At 72.6% G+C, this 20,164-nt stretch carries 16 protein-coding genes and 2 tRNA genes; 6 read left to right on the top strand and 12 right to left on the bottom strand.

The annotated features are described in order from the left end of the window. The first annotated feature begins 101 nt into the window (after window positions 1-101). Window positions 102-368: a 30S ribosomal protein S20 gene (rpsT, locus tag ACZ69I_RS01805; RefSeq protein ID WP_030783448.1), complete on the top strand. Its 267-nt coding sequence runs from the start codon at window positions 102-104 to the stop codon at window positions 366-368. Window positions 369-798: 430 nt separating this feature from the next. Here the strand turns inward: rpsT and holA are convergent, their stop codons facing one another. Next, complete coding sequence (gene holA / locus ACZ69I_RS01800; RefSeq protein ID WP_467669093.1) at window positions 799-1,782, bottom strand: DNA polymerase III subunit delta; 984 nt, start codon at window positions 1,780-1,782, stop codon at window positions 799-801. A gap of 73 nt (window positions 1,783-1,855) precedes the next feature. Here holA and ACZ69I_RS01795 point away from each other — a divergent pair, with 73 nt between their 5' ends. Then, window positions 1,856-2,119, top strand: a complete 264-nt coding sequence (locus tag ACZ69I_RS01795; protein ID WP_467669095.1) for a hypothetical protein — start codon at window positions 1,856-1,858, stop codon at window positions 2,117-2,119. Between the two features lie 122 nt (window positions 2,120-2,241). Here ACZ69I_RS01795 and ACZ69I_RS01790 read toward each other — a convergent pair whose 3' ends face one another. The 6 genes from ACZ69I_RS01790 to leuS all read right to left on the bottom strand — a co-directional run bounded on the left by ACZ69I_RS01790 (window position 2,242) and on the right by leuS (window position 12,524). Further along, complete coding sequence (locus tag ACZ69I_RS01790; protein WP_470830037.1) at window positions 2,242-3,123, bottom strand: YceI family protein; 882 nt, start codon at window positions 3,121-3,123, stop codon at window positions 2,242-2,244. Window positions 3,124-3,395: 272 nt separating this feature from the next. Next, window positions 3,396-6,284, bottom strand: coding sequence for a ComEC/Rec2 family competence protein (locus ACZ69I_RS01785; RefSeq protein ID WP_470830035.1), 2,889 nt, complete (start codon window positions 6,282-6,284; stop codon window positions 3,396-3,398). Beyond that, window positions 6,281-7,090: a ComEA family DNA-binding protein gene (locus tag ACZ69I_RS01780; protein ID WP_470830033.1), complete on the bottom strand. Its 810-nt coding sequence runs from the start codon at window positions 7,088-7,090 to the stop codon at window positions 6,281-6,283. Before ACZ69I_RS01780 ends, ACZ69I_RS01785 begins: the two co-directional genes overlap by 4 nt. Window positions 7,091-7,791: 701 nt before the next feature. Beyond that, window positions 7,792-8,637, bottom strand: a complete 846-nt coding sequence (locus ACZ69I_RS01775) for a DegV family protein (RefSeq protein ID WP_470830032.1) — start codon at window positions 8,635-8,637, stop codon at window positions 7,792-7,794. A gap of 108 nt (window positions 8,638-8,745) precedes the next feature. Next, window positions 8,746-9,483 (bottom strand): hypothetical protein, encoded by a 738-nt coding sequence (locus ACZ69I_RS01770; RefSeq protein WP_470830031.1) that lies wholly within the window; start codon window positions 9,481-9,483, stop codon window positions 8,746-8,748. A 140-nt stretch (window positions 9,484-9,623) separates the two neighbouring features. Next, complete coding sequence (gene leuS, locus ACZ69I_RS01765) at window positions 9,624-12,524, bottom strand: leucine--tRNA ligase (RefSeq protein ID WP_470830030.1); 2,901 nt, start codon at window positions 12,522-12,524, stop codon at window positions 9,624-9,626. 545 nt (window positions 12,525-13,069) lie between these two features. Here leuS and ACZ69I_RS01760 point away from each other — a divergent pair. Beyond that, window positions 13,070-14,047, top strand: a complete 978-nt coding sequence (locus ACZ69I_RS01760; RefSeq protein WP_470830028.1) for a hypothetical protein — start codon at window positions 13,070-13,072, stop codon at window positions 14,045-14,047. Further along, window positions 14,044-15,636: an NADH-ubiquinone oxidoreductase-F iron-sulfur binding region domain-containing protein gene (locus tag ACZ69I_RS01755; protein ID WP_470830027.1), complete on the top strand. Its 1,593-nt coding sequence runs from the start codon at window positions 14,044-14,046 to the stop codon at window positions 15,634-15,636. Before ACZ69I_RS01760 ends, ACZ69I_RS01755 begins: the two co-directional genes overlap by 4 nt. Window positions 15,637-15,699: 63 nt before the next feature. On the opposite strand, the gene ACZ69I_RS01750 is transcribed toward ACZ69I_RS01755, so the two are convergent. Then, window positions 15,700-15,772, bottom strand: a tRNA-Ala gene (locus ACZ69I_RS01750). 121 nt (window positions 15,773-15,893) lie between these two features. On the opposite strand from ACZ69I_RS01750, the gene ACZ69I_RS01745 reads away from it, so the two are divergent. Beyond that, window positions 15,894-17,108 carry a glycosyltransferase 87 family protein gene (locus tag ACZ69I_RS01745; RefSeq protein WP_470830026.1) on the top strand — a complete coding sequence of 405 codons (1,215 nt, stop codon included), beginning with the start codon at window positions 15,894-15,896 and terminating at the stop codon, window positions 17,106-17,108. Here ACZ69I_RS01745 and ACZ69I_RS01740 read toward each other — a convergent pair. The 3 genes from ACZ69I_RS01740 to ACZ69I_RS01730 form a co-directional block, all read right to left on the bottom strand. After that, window positions 17,077-17,310, bottom strand: a complete 234-nt coding sequence (locus tag ACZ69I_RS01740) for a hypothetical protein (protein ID WP_016643127.1) — start codon at window positions 17,308-17,310, stop codon at window positions 17,077-17,079. The genes ACZ69I_RS01745 and ACZ69I_RS01740 overlap by 32 nt on opposite strands. 3 nt (window positions 17,311-17,313) lie before the next feature. Next, the gene (locus ACZ69I_RS01735) at window positions 17,314-17,496 is read right to left on the bottom strand and encodes a hypothetical protein (protein WP_467669115.1); all 183 of its coding nucleotides are present in this window, start codon (window positions 17,494-17,496) and stop codon (window positions 17,314-17,316) included. A gap of 70 nt (window positions 17,497-17,566) precedes the next feature. Next, a complete protein-coding gene (locus ACZ69I_RS01730; RefSeq protein WP_470830024.1) occupies window positions 17,567-19,033 on the bottom strand; it encodes an MFS transporter in 1,467 nt (488 codons plus the stop codon). 93 nt (window positions 19,034-19,126) lie between these two features. On the opposite strand from ACZ69I_RS01730, the gene ACZ69I_RS01725 reads away from it, so the two are divergent. After that, window positions 19,127-20,059: a helix-turn-helix transcriptional regulator gene (locus ACZ69I_RS01725; RefSeq protein WP_470830022.1), complete on the top strand. Its 933-nt coding sequence runs from the start codon at window positions 19,127-19,129 to the stop codon at window positions 20,057-20,059. A gap of 23 nt (window positions 20,060-20,082) precedes the next feature. Here ACZ69I_RS01725 and ACZ69I_RS01720 read toward each other — a convergent pair. Continuing rightward, window positions 20,083-20,155: transfer RNA gene (locus tag ACZ69I_RS01720), tRNA-Ala, on the bottom strand. Window positions 20,156-20,164: the final 9 nt, after the last annotated feature.

Genomic DNA, 20,164 nt, shown 5'->3' with positions numbered 1-20,164 from the left:
CGTGGACAGCTGTGTCTCGTAGCCCTCTCAAGCATCGAGGCGCGTGTCATAACACTCATCTGCAGTACCTCTGCAGTACCTGAACCTGAAAAGGCTCTTTCGTGGCGAACATCAAGTCCCAGATCAAGCGGATCAAGACCAACGAGAAGGCGCGTCAGCGCAACAAGGCGGTCAAGTCTTCCCTGAAGACCGCGATCCGCAAGGCCCGCGAGGCCGTTGCCGCCGGTGACGCCCAGAAGGCTGCCGAGCTCACGCGTGAGGCCACGCGCCAGCTCGACAAGGCTGTCTCCAAGGGTGTCATCCACAAGAACCAGGCCGCCAACAAGAAGTCGGCGCTTGCGACGAAGGCCGCGTCCCTCAAGGGCTGAAGCCTTTGCCCCGGTTCGCCGGGGCGCTGATCAATCCTTCCCGCGAGGGTAATTCGAGCCCTCTACCTCGAATCGCGGACAGACCACGCAGTACGCCACGCTGCGATGATGCCCCCGGCCCACTCCGGGGGCATCGCTGTGTTCGGGGACCGTGCCGTGGCCGACGTGGCGCTGTGGCCGACATGGCGCTGTGGCCGACATGGTGCTGTGGCCGACATGGTGCTGTTCCGGGGCATGGCTCGGTGCGGGGCGCGCCTGGTGCCGGTCAGGGGCGCGGGGAACTGCGCAACAAGCCACGACGTACCCGCAGAGGCAGAACAGGGCACGCTCCCCAGGGGCGCGGGGAACTGCGCGACCAGCCCCCACTCACCCGCAGACGAGCGAACACGGAACCTGACCCCGCCACCCACCCGGCGGATACCGCCAGGCCTCAGCGCCGCGCCCTCGCCGCCCGGGCAACAGCCACAACCGCCTTCTCCAACGCGTACTCGGGATCGTCACCGCCCCCCTTGACCCCCGCGTCAGCCGCCGCGACCGCGGTCAACGCCGCGGCCACGCCGTCCGGGGTCCAGCCACGCATCTGCTGCCGCACCCGGTCGATCTTCCAGGGCGGCATGCCCAGCTCACGGGCGAGGTCGGCGGGACGCCCCCCGCGCGCGGAGGAGAGCTTGCCGATCGCCCGGACCCCCTGCGCGAGGGCACTCGTGATCATGACGGGCGCGACACCGGTCGACAGCGACCAGCGCAACGCTTCGAGCGCCTCGGCCGCCCGCCCCTCCACGGCCCGGTCGGCCACGGCGAAGCTCGAGGCCTCCGCCCGCCCCGTGTAGTACCGCCCGACGATCTCTTCGTCGATCGTGCCCTCGACGTCCGCCGCCAGCTGGGACACCGCGGAGGCGAGCTCCCGCAGGTCGCTGCCGATCGAGTCGACCAGCGCCTGGCACGCCTCGGGGGTCGCCGACCGGCCAAGGACGCGGAACTCGCTCCGCACGAACGAGAGCCGGTCCGCGGGCTTGGTCATCTTCGGGCAGGCGACCTCACGGGCCCCCGCCTTGCGCGCGGCGTCGAGCAGGCCCTTGCCCTTGGCACCGCCCGCGTGCAGCAGAACGAGCGTGATCTCCTCGGCGGGCGACCCCAGATACGCCTTGACGTCCTTGATCGTGTCCGCCGACAGATCCTGCGCGTTCCGTACGACGACGACCTTGCGCTCGGCGAAGAGCGACGGGCTGGTCAGCTCGACGAGCGTGCCGGGCTGCAACTGGTCGGAGGTGAGATCGCGCACGTCCGTGTCCGCGTCGGCGGCTCGGGCGGCCGCGACCACCTGCTGCACGGCGCGGTCGAGGAGCAGGTCCTCCTGCCCCACGGCGAGTGTGAGGGGAGCGAGCGGATCGTCGTTTGCTGTCTTCCTGGCCATCGCGGACCAGCATCCCACGCGGCACCGACAGCCCGCCCCGCACGGCCCGCCCCCTGCCGTGCGGGGCGGGCCCATGTCGGAGAATGGGCCCGTGACCGACGTACGACATGTCCTTGTCCTGCCCGACCGCGACGCCGCCGAGGTGGTGGCGGAAGAACTCCCCGACCGTTTCGGCGTGGCCGAGGAGCCGCAGCTCGTCAGGGACGCGCTGGCCGGTGAGGACGACGCCGAGGACGCCCAGTGGCTGGTCGTGGTCGAGGACCCCGAGTCCCGCCTCGACCCGGCCGCGCTCGACGCGCTCGCGGCCGAGCACGAGGGCTGGCTGGAAGCTCCGTAGCGGACGCCGCAACGGACGGCGGGACGGCGCGGGACAGCAGGGGTGTCGCGGCGGCGGGGCAGGGGGTCGGCGGGCGGCGAGGCGGCGAGGCGGCCATGGTTGCCCACGGCCGCCGGTGGTGGTCAGCTCTTGGGGATGACCTGGATGTCGAGGTCGATCGTGATGCTGTGTCCGACGGCCGCGATGCCGCGCGCGAGCATCGTCTGCCACGTAATCGTGAAGTCGTCGCGGTGCAGCTCGGTGCTGGCGCGGCAGGCAACGCGGGTCTCGCCCTGAAGCCCCTTGCCGACCCCGAGGTACTCCGTGTCGAGCGTGACCGTGCGCGTCACCCCGTGCAGCGTCAGGCCGCCGGATATCGCCCAGCGGCTGCCGCCCTTGTGCACGAAGCGCTCGCTGTAGAACTCCATCGTGGGGAAGCGCGCCACATCGAGGAAGTCACCTGAGCGCAGATGGTCGTCGCGCATCGCGACCGCCGTGTCGATGGACGCCGCGTCGATGACGACGTGCATCGCGGAGTCCTCCATCCGCTCGCCCATCCGTATCGCGCCCGCGAAGGTGTTGAACCGTCCTCGGATACGCGCGAGCCCGATGTGGCGCGCCGTGAAACCGACCGAGGAGTGCAGGGGGTCGATCTCCCAGTCGCCGGGCTCGGGCAGCGCCGGAGGCTGGGCGACCTGGAGCGTGACGTCACCGATCGAGGCGTGCGCGTCCTCCCCTACCGTGGCGCTGGCCCGGTACGGGGTGAACCCCTCCGCGGAGACAGCGAGCCGATAGTCCCCGGCCGGGACCGCCGTGACGAACGAGCCGTACGGATCCGTGCCCCCGCTCACAATCTTGCGCCCCATGGCGTCACTGACCGCGACCTCGGCGTTCCGCACGGGTTCATTGACCGGGTCGAGCACCCGACAGCTGAGCACTCCCGCACTCGACGGAACCGTGAGCACCGACAAGGGCCCCGTCCGTCCGGCCCGATTCATACGGTTTCCCAGCCAACGGCCGAACACCCTGCGACACATCCCCGCGATACTTGACAACGCCTGCAAACTGCAACGAAGAGGCATTCGATCACCGTTGCGGCTTTAGGCGCAACACGGACCTAGATCACGGGAATGCAGACGTTGCGCTGGAAGTGTCGCGAGTAGCCCGAATTGCTCATCAGCAGGGCGGCCCCGGGACGGGCGGGAGCCTGGGGAGGGGCGGGAGACCCGGGAGACCCGGGAGACCCGGGAGGGGCCGGGGACTCGGGAGGGGCCGGGGACTCGGGAGGGGCCGGGCGTCAGGGCGGCCGGGTGGCCACTTCGAGCCGTGGCGCCGACCGCCGCCCCACTGCCACCACCGCGATCGCCCCCTTCGTGTCCGTACGCAACACCTCCGCTCCCCCGGCCCGCAGCGCCGCGAGCGTGACGGGCGAAGGGTGTCCGTACGAGTTGTCGGCGCCGCAAGAGACCAGCGCCAGCCGTGGGGCCGCCCGTCGCAAGAGCCCCGGATCCTGCCGGGCCGAGCCGTGGTGGGCGACCTTGAGCACGTCCACGGAGGCGAGCGAGGCGGCCGCCGGGGTGCGCAGCAGGGCCCGCTGCGCCGGGGGCTCGAGGTCCCCGAGAAGCAACAGGGTCAGTCCACCCGTCCGCACGAGCAACGTCACGCTCGCGTCGTTCGGCCCGTCGGGCCGCGGCACCGGCGCCCCCGAAGGTCCCGGCCACTTCGCTCGCCCTGCTGGGCCCGGTGAGCCGCCTGCTGGGCCTGCTGCGCCCGGCGAGTCGCCTCCTGAGCCCGGTGCCCCCGGTGAGTCGCCTCCTGGGCCTGGCGCGCCCGGCGAGCCACCTCCTGCACCCGGTGCACCCGGTGCGCCTGCTAACCCTGCTGGACCCCCCGAACCCGAACCTGGTGACGCCCCTGCCGATCCCAGCGGCAGCGGCCAGAGGACCTGCCAGTCCAGCGGACCCGCCCTGCGCCGCTCCCCCGCCTCGGCCCGGGTCACCGGAACCCGCGCGGCCGCCGCCTGTTCCCGCACGAACTCGGCCTGCCCCGGCGGCTCCTGGAACCCCGTCGTCTGGATCACCCCCACCTCACGCCCCCGCAACACCCCCGGCAGCCCCGCCACATGGTCGGCGTGGAAGTGGGTGAGCAGGATCAACGGCACACGCGTGATCCCGAGCGAACGCAGGCACCGGTCGACCGCCACCGGGTCGGGCCCCGCGTCGACCACCACCCCCGACCCCTCCCCCGCCGCGAGCACCATGGCATCGCCCTGCCCGACATCGCACATCACCAGACGCCACCCCGGAGGCGGCCAGCCCGCGATCACCCGTGTGACGGGAGGGGGTTGAACGACCACCAGGAAGAGCAGGACAGCGCAGGCCACGATCAGCCACGGATGCCTCACGAGCCTCCGCCCCACCAGGACGACGGCCGCTGTGGTGAGCGCGAGCAGGAAGCCCCCGCCCCAGCCACCCGGCCAGTCGACCCCGCTCCCGGGAAGCGCCGCCCCTGTGCGGGCGACCCCCGCGATCCACCCGGCAGGCCAACTCGCGCCCCAGGCAAGCCCTTGGGCCACCGGCATCGCCACCGGCGCCACGGCCAGCGCCGCGAAACCGAGCACCGTGACCGGTGCGACGGCGAACTCCGCAACGAGATTGCACGGCACCGCGACCAGGCTCACCCGGGCCGCCAGGACGGCGACGACGGGTGCACACACCACCTGCGCCGCGGCCGCGGCGGCCAGCGCGTCGGCCGGCCGCGGCGGCATGCCCCTTCTGCGCAGCGCGGCGCCCCAGCGCGGCGCGAGGGTGAGCAGCGCCCCGGTCGCGAGCACGGAGAGCGCGAAGCCGTAACTCCGCGCCAGCCACGGGTCGTACAGGACCAGCAACAGGACCGCCGTGGCCAGCGCCGGGATGAGGGATCTGCGCCGACCGGTGGCGAGGGCGAGGAGCACGATCAGCCCGCAGGCCGCGGCCCGCAGCACGCTCGGGTCGGGCCGGCAGACGATGACGAACCCGAGCGTGAGCGCCCCGCCGAGCACCGCGGTCGCGCGGAGCGGAATGCCCAACTTGGGCGCCAAACCCCGCCGTTCGACCCGTTGGGCGGTGCCCTGGGGTCCGATGAGCAGGACGAGCACGATCGTGAGGTTCGCCCCGCTGACGGCAAGCAGATGTGTGAGGTCGGTCGCCCGGAAGGCCTGGTCCAGTTCGACCGGTACACGTGAGGTGTCCCCGATGACGAGGCCGGGGATGAGCGCCCGGGCATCGGCCGGCAACCCGTCCGTGGCCGCACGCAGGCCGCCCCGCAGCCTTCCGGCCAGCCGCTGCGTACCGGACGGCTCTCCGACCACACGCGGCACCCGCTCACCGGACACCCTGAGCACCGCGGCCGCCCTGTCCCCCTCCGGCAACGGCGGGGCCAGCCGGGCCTGCACCCGCAGCCGGGTCGACGGCAACAGCTTCAACCAGGCGCCATCGGGCCCGGCACCCTGCTCGGACCCGGCTCCCCTCTTCCCTGCCCTCTCCTCCCCTGCCGCCCCGCCTCGGCCGCCTGAAGCCCCGGGCGAACCCATAGAAGCCGCACCCTCCGCCGAGCCCGCCGTCTCCCCTCTCACCACGACCAGGACCGGAGTGCGCGTCACCGTCGACGTACCGTCCGCCTCCGTGACGCGGACCGCCTCGGCGTCCAGGGCGACAGCAGGCGGCATCGTGTGCGCCCCGGCCACCCGGGAGCGGGTGCGCCGAGGGTCGGATGTGACCTCCAACTCGGCCTCCACCTGCGCGTATTCACGTGCTAGCCCAGGAATCGGACCACGGCGCAGATCCGCCCCGTGCAACGCCGCGGAAGCCGCAGCCCCGGCCACGCAGAGCAGAACCGCCGCCACCGAAAGCCACCCCCACTGCCGCCGACCCGGCACCTGCTCGTATCGCCCATGCCCCCGCGGCCTCCACTCGCGGCCAGGCACTCGCCCGCGAGCCGTCCACATCATCAGTAGGACTCCGGCCACCAGCACACACCCCGCCACCGTGACCACCGCCCAAAGGGCCGGGGCGTCCAGCATCAGAGCGGCCGCGACCCATGCCGCGAGAGCGGGCGGCACGAGACGGAGGTCGGCAGGACCCTCCTGTCGGGGATGCGAGGCGCCGAGACGGTGGCCCGACGCGAGGTGAACCGCCGCGCGCGTCATGGCCGTACGAGATCTTGCAGATCGGCGAAGCGCCGGTCGCCGATGCCGTTGACCTCGCGGAGCTCCTCGACCGAGCGGAATCCGCCGTGCTCGGCGCGGTAGTCGAGGATGTGCTGGGCCAATACGGGTCCGACTCCGGGGAGTTGGTCGAGCTGCTCGGCCGTCGCCGTGTTCAGCCCGATCGGACCGGTGGCGGCGACACCTCCCGCGCCTCCTCCCACGCCACCTGCCGCCCCTGCCGATCCGGCGCCCACCCCGGCGCCGCCTCCGCCCGCTCCGGCCGCCGTCGCGGGCCCGCCCACGACCACCTGCTCACCGTCCACGAGGAACCGCGCGCGATTGAGGCCCTCCGTCTCCGTGCCCGGTCGGACCCCACCGGCGGCCCGCAGGGCGTCGGCCACTCGCGACCCGGCAGGAAGCCGGAGAACCCCCGGGTGGCGGACCTTTCCGCTGACGTCCACGACGATCCTGGTCGCAGCCCCGCCACCGGCCGCCGCGCCGCCCGGCCCTGCCGACTCTCCCGGCTCTCCCGCCTGCGCCGAGGGCCCCGGTGAGGGAGCCGGTTCCGCACCCCGGTCGGCGGCGGAGCCCGCCTCGCGCACCACGTCCGGCGGCCGCACGGGCTGGGCCCTGCCCGTCCAGAAGTGCTGAGCGGCGAAGACCGCGGCGACGATGAGGACCACGGCCAGTGCGGTGACGCCGCGCCGCTCCAGACCACACCGTGCCTGCAGCCACAGCGGCAATCGGTCCCGCACGGCGAACCCGACCCGCTCCCACCGCGAGGGCGGCCCCGGTCGCGCCTCCACGTCTCCCTCCGCACGCGCCTCCGCGTCCCTCTCCGCACGCGCGTCCGGGGCCCCTTCCTTCGCGTCCGCCTCTGCTTCCCGCGCCCACCCGGGCGCGGGCACACGCGGCTCACGCCCGCGCTGCACAGACCTGCCACCAACGGAACCGCCACCACCAGAACCGCCAACAGCCGAGCCGCCCCCGTCCACCAGCCCCGCATCGGCAGCCGCCACACCCAACCGCGGCGAGCGCGGCAACGAACCCGACGAAGCCGGAAGCGGCGCTCCGGGGCGCCCCCGCACCTGCGACCGCGGCTCCGTCCCCGCCCGTACCTCCGACGGCTCGGCGAAAAGCCTCTCCGCCCGCAGTCGCACCGCCTCCGCGTCCGTCCTCGCAGCCGCCCTCGCCCCCGCCGAAGCGCGTCTGCGCCGCGCTCGCCCGCGGGCTTCGCGGTGGCTCACGCGGCCGTCGGAAGTGGGGCCGCGGCCGGGCCCGCTCGTTGCGGAAGATGTCCGGGAAAGTGATCGAAGTGCCATGCCGACGACGTTAGGCACCGTCGGCCAAAGTTGTTGATCTTGGTCAATTCCCGTGGATTACCCGGCAGTTGTGGATAACTCCGTCACCCACACGGGGGGGGCAAAGACACAGAGGAGGGGCGAGACACGGGGGCGAAGACACAGGCAACAAACACACGCCGCTCCACCCCGCACCGCCCGACACCTCACCGAGGCGAGACCACAGCCCCCAGCAACCCCGGTCCCGTGTGCGCCCCGATCACCGCGCCCACCTCGCTGACGTGCAGCTCGGCGAGGCCCGGCACCCGGTCCCTGAGGCGGTCGGCGAGCGTCTCCGCCCGCTCCGGCGCCGCGAGGTGGTGCACGGCGATGTCGACCTGGCCTGTGCCGGCCCGCTCGACCACGATCTCCTCGAGCCGAGCGATCGCCTTGGACGCCGTCCGTACCTTCTCCAGCATGTCGATGCGGCCGTCGTCCAGCTTCAGCAGCGGCTTCACGGCGAGTGCGGAGCCCAGCAGTGCCTGCGCGGCGCCGATGCGGCCGCCCCTGCGCAGATAGTCGAGGGTGTCGACGTAGAAATACGCGGACGTACCGGCGGCCCGCTTCTCCGCGGCGGCCACCGCCTCCTCCACGGAGCCGCCCGCCTCCACGGCCCGGGCAGCCTCCAGGGCGCAGAAGCCGAGGGCCATCGCGACCATGCCGGTGTCCACCACCCGTACCGGCACCGGCGCCTCCTTCGCGGCGAGGACCGCGGCGTCGTACGTACCGGAGAACTCCGCGGAGAGGTGCAGCGAGACGATGGCCGTGGCCCCCGCCTCCACGGCCTTGCGGTAGGTCTGTGCGAAGACTTCGGGGCTGGGCCGGGACGTGGTCACCGACTTCCGCTTCTGCAGCGCCAGCGCGAGCGAGCGGGCCGAGATCTCCGTCCCCTCCTCCAGCGCCTGGTCCCCCAGGACCACGGTCAGAGGCACCGCGGTGATGCCGTGCCGCTCCATCGTCCCCTGCGGCAGGTAGGCCGTTGAATCCGTGACGATCGCGACATGGCGGGACATGAGCTGGAGATTACCTGTCTGTGCTGTCGGGTGGCAGCCCGGCCCCTGTTGACGCCTGTGACAGGGGGACAGCCCGTTCCGGGGAAGCGTCCGGCGCCGCCGGCCGTATCAGGTCGTGCTCTCGGGCTTGGGCTTCTTCTCCCACGGATGGGCGGCCCTCGCGGTGGGCGGGGTGATCGCGGGCCGCGTCGGCTCCTGGGCCGCCTTCCGGTCGGCCGCGGACGGCTCGGCCCAGGTCTGCTCGGCGTCCCGGCCCGCTTCCGGCTCGGGCCACGCGGGCGGGGCCTGCGCGGGCGACGGCTCCGTCGTCCAGTGCCGCAGGGCACCCGCCTCCATGTCGATCTGGGTGCTCAGCGAGTCCAGGTCGTCGTCCGCGAACCGGCGGGCCCGGTCGCGTGCGGACCAGCGCAGCGAGTCGGCCGCCTTGGTGATCTGCTGCGTGCGCTCCCGCAGGTCGGGGAGGCGCGTGGCCAGAGCGGCCTTGTCCGGGTCGCGCTCCAGGCGCCGGAGCTCGTCGTCCAGCTCGTGCCCGTGGGCGCTGAGCCGGTCGAAGAGACTCAGCGTCTCCTTCAGAGAGGCGTCGTCGGCGGCGCCCGCCTGCAGGACGTCCTGCGTGGCACGCATGGACGAGCGCAACGAGAGCCGCAACTGGGCCAGTTCGGCGGCCGTGCCGACCTGCGCGAAGCTCTTCGCCCGCAGCGTGGTGTCCTCCACCGTCCTGCGGGCCTCCAGGATGGTGCGGTCCACGCCTCGCTTGGCTGCGCGGACGACCTTGACCGTCGCGTACACCCCGAGCACCAGGAACAGCACGACCAGCAGCGCCACGATTGCGCCCACGGCTTCCATGACGCTCCTCTCCGCATCCCGTCCGTTCCAGTGACTCCTCCCACCGTAAACGGAGAAGGCAGGCCGGGGGTTCCAGCGGAACCCCCAACCTGCCCGTAGGGGAAGACCCCTATGCACCTGCCCGTGCAGTGGCCCGACGGTTACGCGGGAACGATGTTCACCAGCTTCGGCGCCCGCACGATCACCTTGCGGATCCCGGCACCGTCCAGCGCGGCCACGACCTTCTCGTCGGCCAGCGCCACCTTCTCCAGCTCGGCGTCGGAGATCGACGGCGACACCTCCAGGCGCGCCTTGACCTTGCCCTTGATCTGCACGACGCAGGTCACGGACTCGTCCACGACGTACGCCGGGTCGGCGACCGGGAAGTCCCGGTGGACGACCGAGTCGGTGTGGCCCAGCTTGCGCCACAGCTCCTCGGCGATGTGCGGGGCCAGCGGCGCGATCAGCAGCACCAGGCGTTCCGCGACAGCCCTCGGCACCGGGCCGCCCACCTTCGTCAGGTGGTTGTTCAGCTCGGTGATCTTGGCGATGGCGGTGTTGAACCGCATGCCGTCCAGGTCCTGGCGGACGCCGTCGATCGCCTTGTGCAGGGCGCGCAGGGTGCTCTCGTCGGTGTCGGCCTCGGCGACGTCCACGACGGTGACCTCACCGGTCGACTCGTCGACGATCAGACGCCACAGCCGCTGCAGCAGGCGGTACTGGCCGACGACCGCGCGCGTGTCCCAGGGGCGCGAGACGTCCAGGGGGCCCATCGCCATCTCGTACAGGCGCAGGGTGTCCGCGCCGTACTCGTCGCAGATCTCGTCCGGCGTGACGGCGTTCTTCAGGGACTTGCCCATCTTGCCCAGCTCACGCTTGACCGGCTCGCCCTCGAAGAAGAACGCGCCGTCGCGCTCCTCGACCTCGGTCGCCGGCACCGGGAAGCCGCGGGCGTCCCGGTAGACGTAGGCCTGGATCATGCCCTGGTTGTACAGCTTGTGGAACGGCTCGGCCGACGCGATGTGGCCCAGGTCGAACAGGACCTTCGACCAGAAGCGCGCGTACAGCAGGTGCAGCACCGCGTGCTCTGCGCCGCCCACGTACAGGTCGACGCCGCCGGTCGGCTGGCCCTCGCGCGGGCCCATCCAGTACTGCTCGACGGCGGGGTCGACCAGCTGCTGGTCGTTGCGCGGGTCCAGGTAGCGCAGCTCGTACCAGCACGAACCCGCCCAGTTGGGCATGGTGTTGGTCTCGCGGCGGTACTGCTTGGGGCCGTCGCCCAGGTCCAGCGTGACGTTGACCCAATCCTCGTTGCGGGACAGCGGCGTCTCCGGAGAGGTGTCCGCGTCGTCCGGCTCGAAGGTGCGCGGGGAGTAGTCGTCGACCTCCGGCAGCTCCAGGGGCAGCATCGACTCGGGCAGCGAGTGGGCGATGCCCTCCTCGTCGTAGACGATCGGGAAGGGCTCGCCCCAGTACCGCTGGCGGCTGAACAGCCAGTCGCGCAGGCGGAAGTTGACGGTGCCCTCGCCGATGCCCCGGGTGGCCAGCCAGCCGGTGATGCGGGCCTTGGCGCCCTCGACGTCCATGCCGTCGAGCGAGATCTCCTGGTTCGACGAGTTGATCAGCTTCGCCTCGTACGAGGAGAAGGCGTCGTCCCACGTCCTGGTGTCGGTGCCGCGGCCGTCGGAGGGCTCGACCACGCAGTGCATCGGCAGGTTGAAGGCGCGCGCGAAGGCGAAGTCGCGGCTGTCGTGCGCGGGGACGGCCATGATCGCGCCGGTGCCGTAGCCCATCAGCACGTAGTCGGCGATGAACACGGGGACCCGTTCGCCGCTGACCGGGTTGGTGGCGTAGACGCCGGTGAAGACGCCGGTCTTCTCCTTGGCGTCGGCCTGGCGCTCCACGTCGGACTTTGAGGCGGCGAAGGCGCGGTACTTGGCGACGGCCTCGGCCGGGGTGGCGTGGCCGCCGGTCCACGTCTCGTGGGTGCCCTCGGGCCAGGCCTCCGGCACGACCTTGTCCACCAGGTCGTGCTCGGGGGCCAGGACCATGTAGGTCGCGCCGAACAGGGTGTCCTGGCGGGTGGTGAAGACGGTGATCGCATCGCCCTCGATGCCCACGGGGAACCTCACGCGTGCGCCTTCGGAGCGGCCGATCCAGTTGCGCTGCTGCAGCTTGATGGCGTCGGGCCAGTCCAGCGCGTCCAGGTCGTCGAGCAGCCGGTCGGCGTACGCGGTGATGCGCATGTTCCACTGGCGCAGCTTGGCCTTGAAGACGGGGAAGTTGCCGCGCTCGGAGCGGCCGTCGGCGGTGACTTCCTCGTTGGCCAGGACGGTGCCCAGGCCGGGGCACCAGTTGACGGGGGCGTCGGAGGCGTAGGCCAGGCGGTACTGGCTCAGCACCTCGGCGCGCTCGACGGCGTCCAGCTCGCTCCACGCGCGCGTGGAGTCCGGTACGGCGCGGTCACCGCTCTCGAACTGCGCGACCAGGTCGGCGATCGGACGGGCCTTCGCCGCCTCGGCGTCGTACCAGGAGTTGAAGATCTGGACGAAGATCCACTGGGTCCACTTGTAGTACTCGGGGTCGATCGTCGCGAACGAGCGCCGCTTGTCGTGGCCCAGGCCCAGCGCGCGCAGCTGAGACTTCATGTTCTCGATGTTGGCCTCGGTGGAGACCCGCGGGTGGGTGCCCGTCTGCACGGCGTACTGCTCGGCGGGCAGGCCGAAGGCGTCGAAGCCCAGGGTGTGCAGGACGTTGTGGCCCGTCATGCGCTGGAAGCGCGCGAAGACGTCCGTGGCGATGTACCCCAGGGGGTGGCCGACGTGCAGGCCCGCTCCGGAGGGGTAGGGGAACATGTCCATGATGAACTTCTTGGGCCTGGCCACCAGGGCGGCCTCCGCCTCGGTCCGCGCGGCCATGTCGCCGCTCGGGTTCGGCGCCTCGTAGGTGCCGTCGGCGTCCCAGAAGTCCTGCCAGCGTGCCTCGATCTCAGCGGCCAGAGCGGCCGTATAGCGGTGCGGCGCGGCCACCTCGGAGGCGGCAGCAGAATTCGTCTCGCTCATGATCCTCAAAGCTCCATCGATCGTCTCTGCCTGCGGAATTGACCGTCCTGGCCAAACAAAAATGCCCCTCGCACAGGAGGGGACGCCGCGCCGATTCCGACCGCGGTTCAGCGGCGGTCGGGACTGATCAGCGCGGCCCGCTAAGCAGAAGGCGTACGGCACGCATGGCGTCAGGGTACCGCAGCGCTCGCGCGGCCCGCGACGAGCTTTCCCCGCGCACCACCCGGGGTGCTCCACCCCCAGCCTTTGGCCAAAGGTTACTCCGCGTACCGCCCACTATCGGGGCAACACCAAGATCGGATCGCGCTTTGATAACAACGCAATAACTCAAACCTCGTACCCACCGGTATGGAGCGACTTAGCATGCGGCGGGACCGAACCATTTCGGAGTCGCCCCCATGAACCCTCTGCACCCGCACCGCAAGAGCCGTTCCCTTCCCCGATCGTCTCCCCGTTCGCCGGCCCGCCCCGCTCCGCGTCCGCCCTCCCGGCCCCCCGTCCCGCTGTCGCGGGCCCTGAGCGCCGGAGCGCTGCTCCTGATACCCGTGCTCGTCTTCGCGGGCAGCGACGGGCTGCGCGCCGCGCTGGACTTCACCGCGGGCGTCCTGTCCCTGGTCTCGCTCACCGCCGCCGTCGTCTGGGGCCTGGTCGCCACCGACCGGCTGTTCCTGCACTCCCGCCAGCGCCTGCTCGCCCAGGCCGTGCACCGGGCCACCGCGGTCTGCGCCATCGGCTTCCTGCTGCTGCACGGGACCGTCAAGGTCGCCCTGGACCACGTGTCGCTGTTCGGCGCCCTGATGCCGTTCGGGCTCGGCGTCACCGGCAGCTCCGGCCTCATCGGCCTGGGCTCCCTCGCAGGCCTCCTGATGATCGCCACCGGCGTCACCGGCGCTCTGCGCAGTGCCTTCGCTTCTCCTGCTCGGGTCGCATCGCGCTGGCGGGCGCTGCACATGCTGGCCTACCCCGCCTGGTGCTCGGCGCTGGTCCACGGCCTGTACGCGGGCCGCGAGCCGAAGCCGTGGGTGGTCACGCTGTACTGCCTGTGCCTGGCCGCCGTCGCCGGGGCCGTCACGCTGCGCGCGGCGCCGCTGCCCGTCAAGCGGAAGGTCGCCGCACGGATCCTCGCCCTGCTCGAACCGGCCCCCGACGCCCCGCCCCGCGAACGCCCTCCCGCGCGGGACACCGCGTCGGCGCCGCTGCCCGGCGCGACCGCCCCCGCCCCCGACCCGGCCGCCGGCATCTCGGCGGCCTACCGCGCGCTGACCCCCACCGTCCCCCCGCCACGCGCCGAACCCGACGCCCGCTGGCCCGCGCCCTGCCCACCACCGCCCGCCGAGTCCCCGTACGTCGCGCCCCCGCCCACGTACGACACGACTCCCCTGCCCGTCCACGACCCGTCGTCGTACGACATCGCTCTCGACCCCGCGTACGAAAGTGGCCCCGCCACCGAGCCGCTGCCCCGGCCCTTCCAGGCCCCCAGCTCGGGCGAGCCCTGGAACGCCGCCACCGGAGGCCACCCGTGAACGCGCCGCTGCCCGACGTCCCCGAAGTCCGCGTGGTCGGCCTGCCTCTGCTCACCTCGGGCTTCGACCTCGTCGAACGCCTCGATCTGGCCATGCACCTGAAGGTGCACGGCCCGCTGGAACCCATGGCGGGCGAGCCGCTCGCCCGCCTCGCCGAGCAGATCGTGCTGCGCGGCAGGGGCGGCGCCGGCTTCCCCTTCGCGCGGAAGCTGCGGGCCGTCGCCGACGCGGCGATACGTCGCGGCGTACGCCCCGTGGTCGTCGTCAACGGCAGCGAGGACGAGCCCGCCTGCCGCAAGGACACCGTCCTGATCAACCGCGCCCCGCACCTCATCCTGGACGGCGCCCTGCTCGCCGCCGAGGCCCTCGGGGCGCGCACCCTCGTCATCGGCGTGACGCGCGACTCCACCGAGGCCTCGATGCGCACCGCGCTGGCCGAACGGGGACTCGGCGACCGGCGCGGACCGGCCCTTCGCGCGCGCGTGCAGCGCAATCCGGTGCGCATGGTCACCGGAGAGTCCTCCGCCCTCGTCCGCTCGGCGGACGGCGGCCCCCCGCTGCCACCGGGGCGGAAGGCCCGCACGTCCGACTCGGGAGTGGGCGGCGCACCCACCCTGCTGTCCAACGCGGAGACCTTCGCCCAGCTCGCCGTCGCCGCCCGGACCGGCGCCGACCGCTACTGCCGCACCGGCCTGCGCGAGGAGCCCGGCACGGTCCTGCTGACCCTCTCCGGAGCGGTCGCCCGGCCGATGGTCGTCGAGGTGCCCACCGGGGTGCCGCTGCGGTACGTCCTCCAGCTCGCCGGCGCACCGGCGCTCCCCCAGGGCGTGCTCACCGGCGGCTATCACGGCAAGTGGCTCGACACCGTCACGGCACACGACGCGGTCGTCTCCCGCGCCTCCCTGGACGCCTGCGGGGGCGCTCTCGGTGCGGGCGCCGTCCTGCCGATCGGCGCGGGCACGTGTCCGCTCGGCGAATCGCTGCGCGTCGCGAACTGGCTGGCCGCCGAGAGCTCCGGGCAGTGCGGCCCCTGCTACCTCGGCCTCCCCGCGGCGGCCCGTGGCCTCGCTGACGTGCTGCAGGGCGGCGGTCCGACCGCTCTCGAAGCGCTGCGCGAGGTGACCCGGGCCGTGAAGCGGCGTGGGGCGTGCAAGCACCCCGACGGCTCGGCGGCCTTCCTGGAGTCCACGATCTCGACGTTCACGGACGACCTCGCGGCACACGTCCTGGGCGGTGGCTGCGGCCGCCCCGTCGAGGGCGTCCTGCCCCTCCAGGAGGACGTGCCCGCGGCCGAGGCGCCCAGCGGCCGCAAGCTGGCCGTCGACTGGACGCTCTGCCAGGGCCACGGGCTGTGCGCGGACATCGTCCCGGAACTGATCCAGCTGGGCCCGGACGGCTTCCCGTCCGTCGCGGAAGCCTCCGTACCGCGCTACTCCGAAGCGCGTGCCGCACGTGCGGTGCGCCGCTGTCCCGCGCTCGCGCTGCGCATCGAGGAGCCGTCGAAGGCGAAGCCGCAGGGCGTCCCCGGGCTGCCTGCGGCGCTTCCGCCGGGGCGGCGGCGCAGGGCGCTCGGCAGCGGAAGGCAGTGACGGAGAAGAAGGGGGACGACGAAAGAGCGGGCCACCCGATCCGGGTGGCCCGCTCATATCCTGTGGAGCTAAGGAGAATTGAACTCCTGACCTCCTGCATGCCATGCAGGCGCTCTACCAACTGAGCTATAGCCCCTTGCTTGTCCGCCCGGTTTCCCCGGCGGCTCCGCCAACATTACACGGTCATCCCCGTGCTCCACCAAATCGATTCCGGTCTGCACCGGTACGGCCCGATACGGCCGGTACTGTCAGCCCCCGTGACCGTGATCGCGTTCGCCGCCGCCCGCCGCCGCGTACCGCTGGCCGCCGGGGCCTGCCTGCTCTCCTTCACGGCCTTCTGGCTCGCGCAGCGCGCCGCCGACGTCTCGATGATCGACCTGATGGTCTACCGGGCCGAGGGCGCGACCGTGCGCGCGGGCGGCGACCTCTACGCACTGCGCACCACAGAGGCCCATCTGCCCACCACCTACCCGCCGTTCGCAGCGCTGCTGTTCACACCGCTGACGCTCCTGGACACGGCGGACCTGCGCACCCTCGCGGCGCTGGGGAACCTGCTGCTCCTGGTCGGCTTCGCGCACCTCTCCCTGCGGCTGATCCACGGCGAGCGGCACACGCGCGTGGCGGGCGCCCTGTGGGTGGCCTCCCTCGCCGTCTGGTGCGAACCGGTGTGGACGACGCTGCGCTACGGACAGATCAACCTGCTGCTCGCCGTCCTCGTCCTATGGGACCTGTCCCGGCACCCCGGCCACCGCTGGGCGGGCGTGGGCATCGGCGTCGCGGCGGCGATCAAGCTCACGCCCGCGCTCTTCGCGCTCTTCCTGCTGCTGACCGGGGCCGCCGAGGCGCTGCGGCGCGGGCCGTGGCGGCCGAGGGTGCGCCACGCGTGCGTGGCGGCCGTCTCGTTCGCCGGCGCGACGCTCCTCGCGGCCGCCGCCCTGCCGCACGACTCGTGGCGCTTCTGGAGCCGGATGGTCTTCGAGGCGGGGCGGGTCGGGTTCGCCGAGGACACCGCGAACCAGTCGCTGCGCGGCGTCCTCGCCCGGTGTCTGCACACCGGGGAGCCCGGGGCCTCCTGGGTCCTGGCCGCCGCCGTGACCGCAGCGCTCGGCCTCGGAGTCGCGGTGGCCGCCGCACTGCGCGGGGAACGGGCCTGGGCCGCGCTCTCCTGTGCGGCGACGGCGCTCCTGGTGAGCCCGGTCTCGTGGTCGCACCACTGGGTGTGGTGCGTGCCGATGGCGCTGCTCCTGGGGGTGGAGGCGGCACACCGGGGCAGCCGGGCACGGTGGGCGGTCGCCGGGGCGGCGTCCCTGGTCTTCTGCTCGTACGCCCTGTGGTGGGTGCCGCACGGGCGAGGGCGGCCGGAACTCGTCCAGAATTATGGCCAGATGACGCTGTCCGCCCTCTACGTGGTGACCGCTTTCGTGTTCCTTCTGGTCGCCGTCACGCGGTCGCGAAGGAGTAGAACCGTTTGAGCGTGCAGTGCTCGTCGAGCAGCCGACCGTAGATCGGCTCCCCTTCGAGTTCGCGGTACGTCTCGATGGGGTCGCCCTTTATGATCAGCGCCCGTGCGCATTCCTCGCACCAGTACTGGTAGTCCGGGTTGACCGGTTCCATGTCGCGGACGATCGGCGTGCCACTGCCGCACCAGTCGCACTTTCGCCTGTGTGCACCCATCGATCAGCTCCAGCTGTGGCCGCAGGCGGTACACACGTACGAGACTCCGCCGTTGTCACCGAGTACTTGGGCGACGTGGGCCGAGCCGCAGGAAGGGCAGTTGAGGAGCGTGCGGAGAGCGGCTCGTTCCCGTACGGCCGCCGCTTCGGAGAGGCGGTCGGCCTCTCCGAGGATGCTCGCAGGCATCGCGCTCTCCCTCCCGTCGGGCTGCGTCTCCTTCCGGCCGTCCGATTCTGCCACGCTCTGAGCGACCCGGTCAGCGACGCATTCGTACCAGTCCGGACACGGCGCCGAGTGTGGCCACCGCGGCCAGCGCGCAGGCGCACACCAAGAGCGCGCCCGCGGATGTATACGCCCCGGGAGCCTCCTGCGACTCGATCCGGTTCAGGAAAAGGGCGCCGAAGCAGGCGACACCGGTCAGCTGACCGAGCTGTGTGACCGTCGCGAGCAGTCCGCTGGCGTCGGCCGCGTCCTCGCCGCGCACCGTGGCGAGCGTCCGCGTGAGGGTCGGGCTGAAGCCCAGGGAGAGCCCCGCACCCACGCCGGCGAGAGCCGCATAAAGCCAGGGACCGCCGTCGCCGCCGTCCCGCAGCAGCAGCCCCACGGCGGTCGTCGCCACCGCGGTCAGCACGAAGCCGCCCGGGATCAGCGCCCGTTGGGCGGCCTGCGGCCAGTGTCGCCAGGTCAGGCCCACCGCGCCGAAGACCACGGCGGTCGGTGCGAAGGTGAGACCGGCCCGCAGCGGGCTGTAGCCGAGACCGCCCTGGAGGTGCAGGGTGAGCGTGAGCAGGAAGCCCGCGTTCACGGCCATCCCGGCGGCGATCCGGAAGACCGCGAGGCCCATGCCCGGCGTCCGCAGGACCCGGGGCGCGATCAGCGGCGCCCCGCCCCGCCGGGCGAGGCGCGACTCGTACGCGTGAAAGAGCGCGAAGCAGGCCGCGGCCGCCGCCAGCGAGAGCCAGGACCACAGCGGCCAGCCCTCCTGCTGCCCGAGCACCAGCGGCACGGTGCAGAGCGAGACGGCGGCGCCGAGCAGCACCAGGCCGGACAGGTCGAGCCCGCGTGCCCGCCCGGCCGCCCGCTCCCCGTCGTCGTCGCGCGGCAGCACGCGCACCGCGAGGACCAGGAGCACCACCCCGACCGGCACGTTGACCAGGAACACCGGGCGCCACCCGGCGCCGAACAGGTCGGCGCCGACGAGGGCCCCGCCGAGCACCTGCCCGGCCGCGGCGCCGGTCGCGAGGACCGCCGCGTACGCGCCGAGCGCCCTGGTCCGTGCCTCGCCCGCGAAATTGCGCTGGATCAGGCTGAGCACCTGCGGGATGAGGACCGCGGAGCCCGCCCCCTGCACCAGCCGGAAGCCGATCAACTCGCCGGTCCCCCGGGCGAGTCCGCAGGCGAGCGAGGCCGCGGTGAAGACCGTGAGCCCCGCGAGGTAGACCCGGCGGTGCCCGACGCGGTCGCCGAGCCGCGCACCGGTGATCAGGAGCACCGCGTACGTGATGGTGTAGCCGGCGATCACCAGCTGCAATCCGGCGCCGGACGCGTGCAGTTCGGAACGAATGGTGGGCGCCGCGACGTTGACGATGAAGACGTCGAGCAGGGCCATGAACTGGGCGGCGAGGACGACGGCGAGCAGGGGGCCGGGCCGCTTGTCGGTGCCGGGCGCTTTACTGGACACGGGAGTTGGGCTCGCGGGGACGGACGGGGAGGTCGTTGTCATGGCATGAGCGTGCGGGCGCTTCGGTACGGGTGACGAGAGCCCGCCGATGCTGGTACTGACAGCACCTGTCAGCGGCCTCGGCGGGGGCGGACGATGGGGGACGTGACGACGATGACGACCGCGCAGGGCGAGCCCGGAATCCACGACCGGGGCCGCCCGGGGACGGCCCAGCGCCGCCGCCCCGAGCTCGCCGCCTTCCTGCGCGGGCGCCGGGCCCGGGTGACGCCGGCCGACGTGGGCATGGCCCCCGGCCTGCGCCGCCGCACACCGGGCCTGCGCCGCGAGGAGGTCGCCCAGCTCTCCGGAGTCGGCGTCACCTGGTACACCTGGCTGGAACAGGGGCGCCCGATCAACGCCTCGCCCCAGGTCCTGGACGCCGTGGCCCGCACCCTGCGCCTCGACCGGCCGGAGCGCGAGCACCTGTACCACCTGGCCGAGGTGCCGTACGCCCCGGACCACGCGGCCGCGGAGCACGCGGTGGGCGCGGACGTGCAGGGCATCATCGACGCCATGGACCCGCGCCCCGCGGTGGTCTACAACGCGCGGTACGACATCCTCGCCACCAACCCCGCCTACCGCGACCTGTTCCTCCTCCCCCAGCCTCCCGGCACCGGCGCCCCGAACGTGCTGTGGTCGCTGTTCACCGTTCCCGCGGCGGAGTGCCCGCTGGTGTTCCGCGACGCGGAGCTGCCGGTGATGGTGGCCACCCTGCGCAGCGCGTACGGCAGACACGTGGGCGAGCCGGCCTGGGAGGGCTTCCTGCGCAGGCTCTCCGCCGCGAGCCCGCACTTCGCCGAGCTCTGGGACAGCGGCGACGTGATACCGCCCGGGCGGCGCGTGAAGACGTTCCGGCACCGCGCGATCGGCGAGCTGCGCATGTCGTCGGTCTCCCTGAGCATCGACGGCATGCCGGAGTGCCGGATCGTCGTGTACACCCCGGACGACGAGGAGAGCGGGCGGCACACGGCGGAGCTGCACCGGCTCAGGACGAAGGCGCGGGAGGAACAGGAAAATCCCGCCCCCTGACGGGGACGGGATTTCCGGGACTGTGGAGCTAAGGAGAATTGAACTCCTGACCTCCTGCATGCCATGCAGGCGCTCTACCAACTGAGCTATAGCCCCTTGTGTTCT

The organism is Streptomyces sp. NPDC036815, assembly GCF_055609205.1.
The sequence above is the reverse complement of the archived record's forward strand: the minus strand, read 5'-3'. Positions and strand labels throughout refer to the sequence as shown.

Excerpts from the sequence above, each read along its gene's own strand:
- holA (WP_467669093.1), bottom strand. The coding sequence starts at position 1,782 with ATGGCCAGGAAGACAGCAAACGACGATCCGCTCGCTCCCCTCACACTC.
- ACZ69I_RS01795 (WP_467669095.1), top strand. The coding sequence starts at position 1,856 with ATGTCGGAGAATGGGCCCGTGACCGACGTACGACATGTCCTTGTCCTG.
- ACZ69I_RS01785 (WP_470830035.1), bottom strand. The coding sequence starts at position 6,284 with ATGACGCGCGCGGCGGTTCACCTCGCGTCGGGCCACCGTCTCGGCGCC.
- ACZ69I_RS01775 (WP_470830032.1), bottom strand. The coding sequence starts at position 8,637 with ATGTCCCGCCATGTCGCGATCGTCACGGATTCAACGGCCTACCTGCCG.
- ACZ69I_RS01770 (WP_470830031.1), bottom strand. The coding sequence starts at position 9,483 with ATGGAAGCCGTGGGCGCAATCGTGGCGCTGCTGGTCGTGCTGTTCCTG.
- leuS (WP_470830030.1), bottom strand. The coding sequence starts at position 12,524 with ATGAGCGAGACGAATTCTGCTGCCGCCTCCGAGGTGGCCGCGCCGCAC.
- ACZ69I_RS01740 (WP_016643127.1), bottom strand. The coding sequence starts at position 17,310 with ATGGGTGCACACAGGCGAAAGTGCGACTGGTGCGGCAGTGGCACGCCG.
- ACZ69I_RS01735 (WP_467669115.1), bottom strand. The coding sequence starts at position 17,496 with ATGCCTGCGAGCATCCTCGGAGAGGCCGACCGCCTCTCCGAAGCGGCG.
- ACZ69I_RS01730 (WP_470830024.1), bottom strand. The coding sequence starts at position 19,033 with ATGACAACGACCTCCCCGTCCGTCCCCGCGAGCCCAACTCCCGTGTCC.
- ACZ69I_RS01725 (WP_470830022.1), top strand. The coding sequence starts at position 19,127 with ATGGGGGACGTGACGACGATGACGACCGCGCAGGGCGAGCCCGGAATC.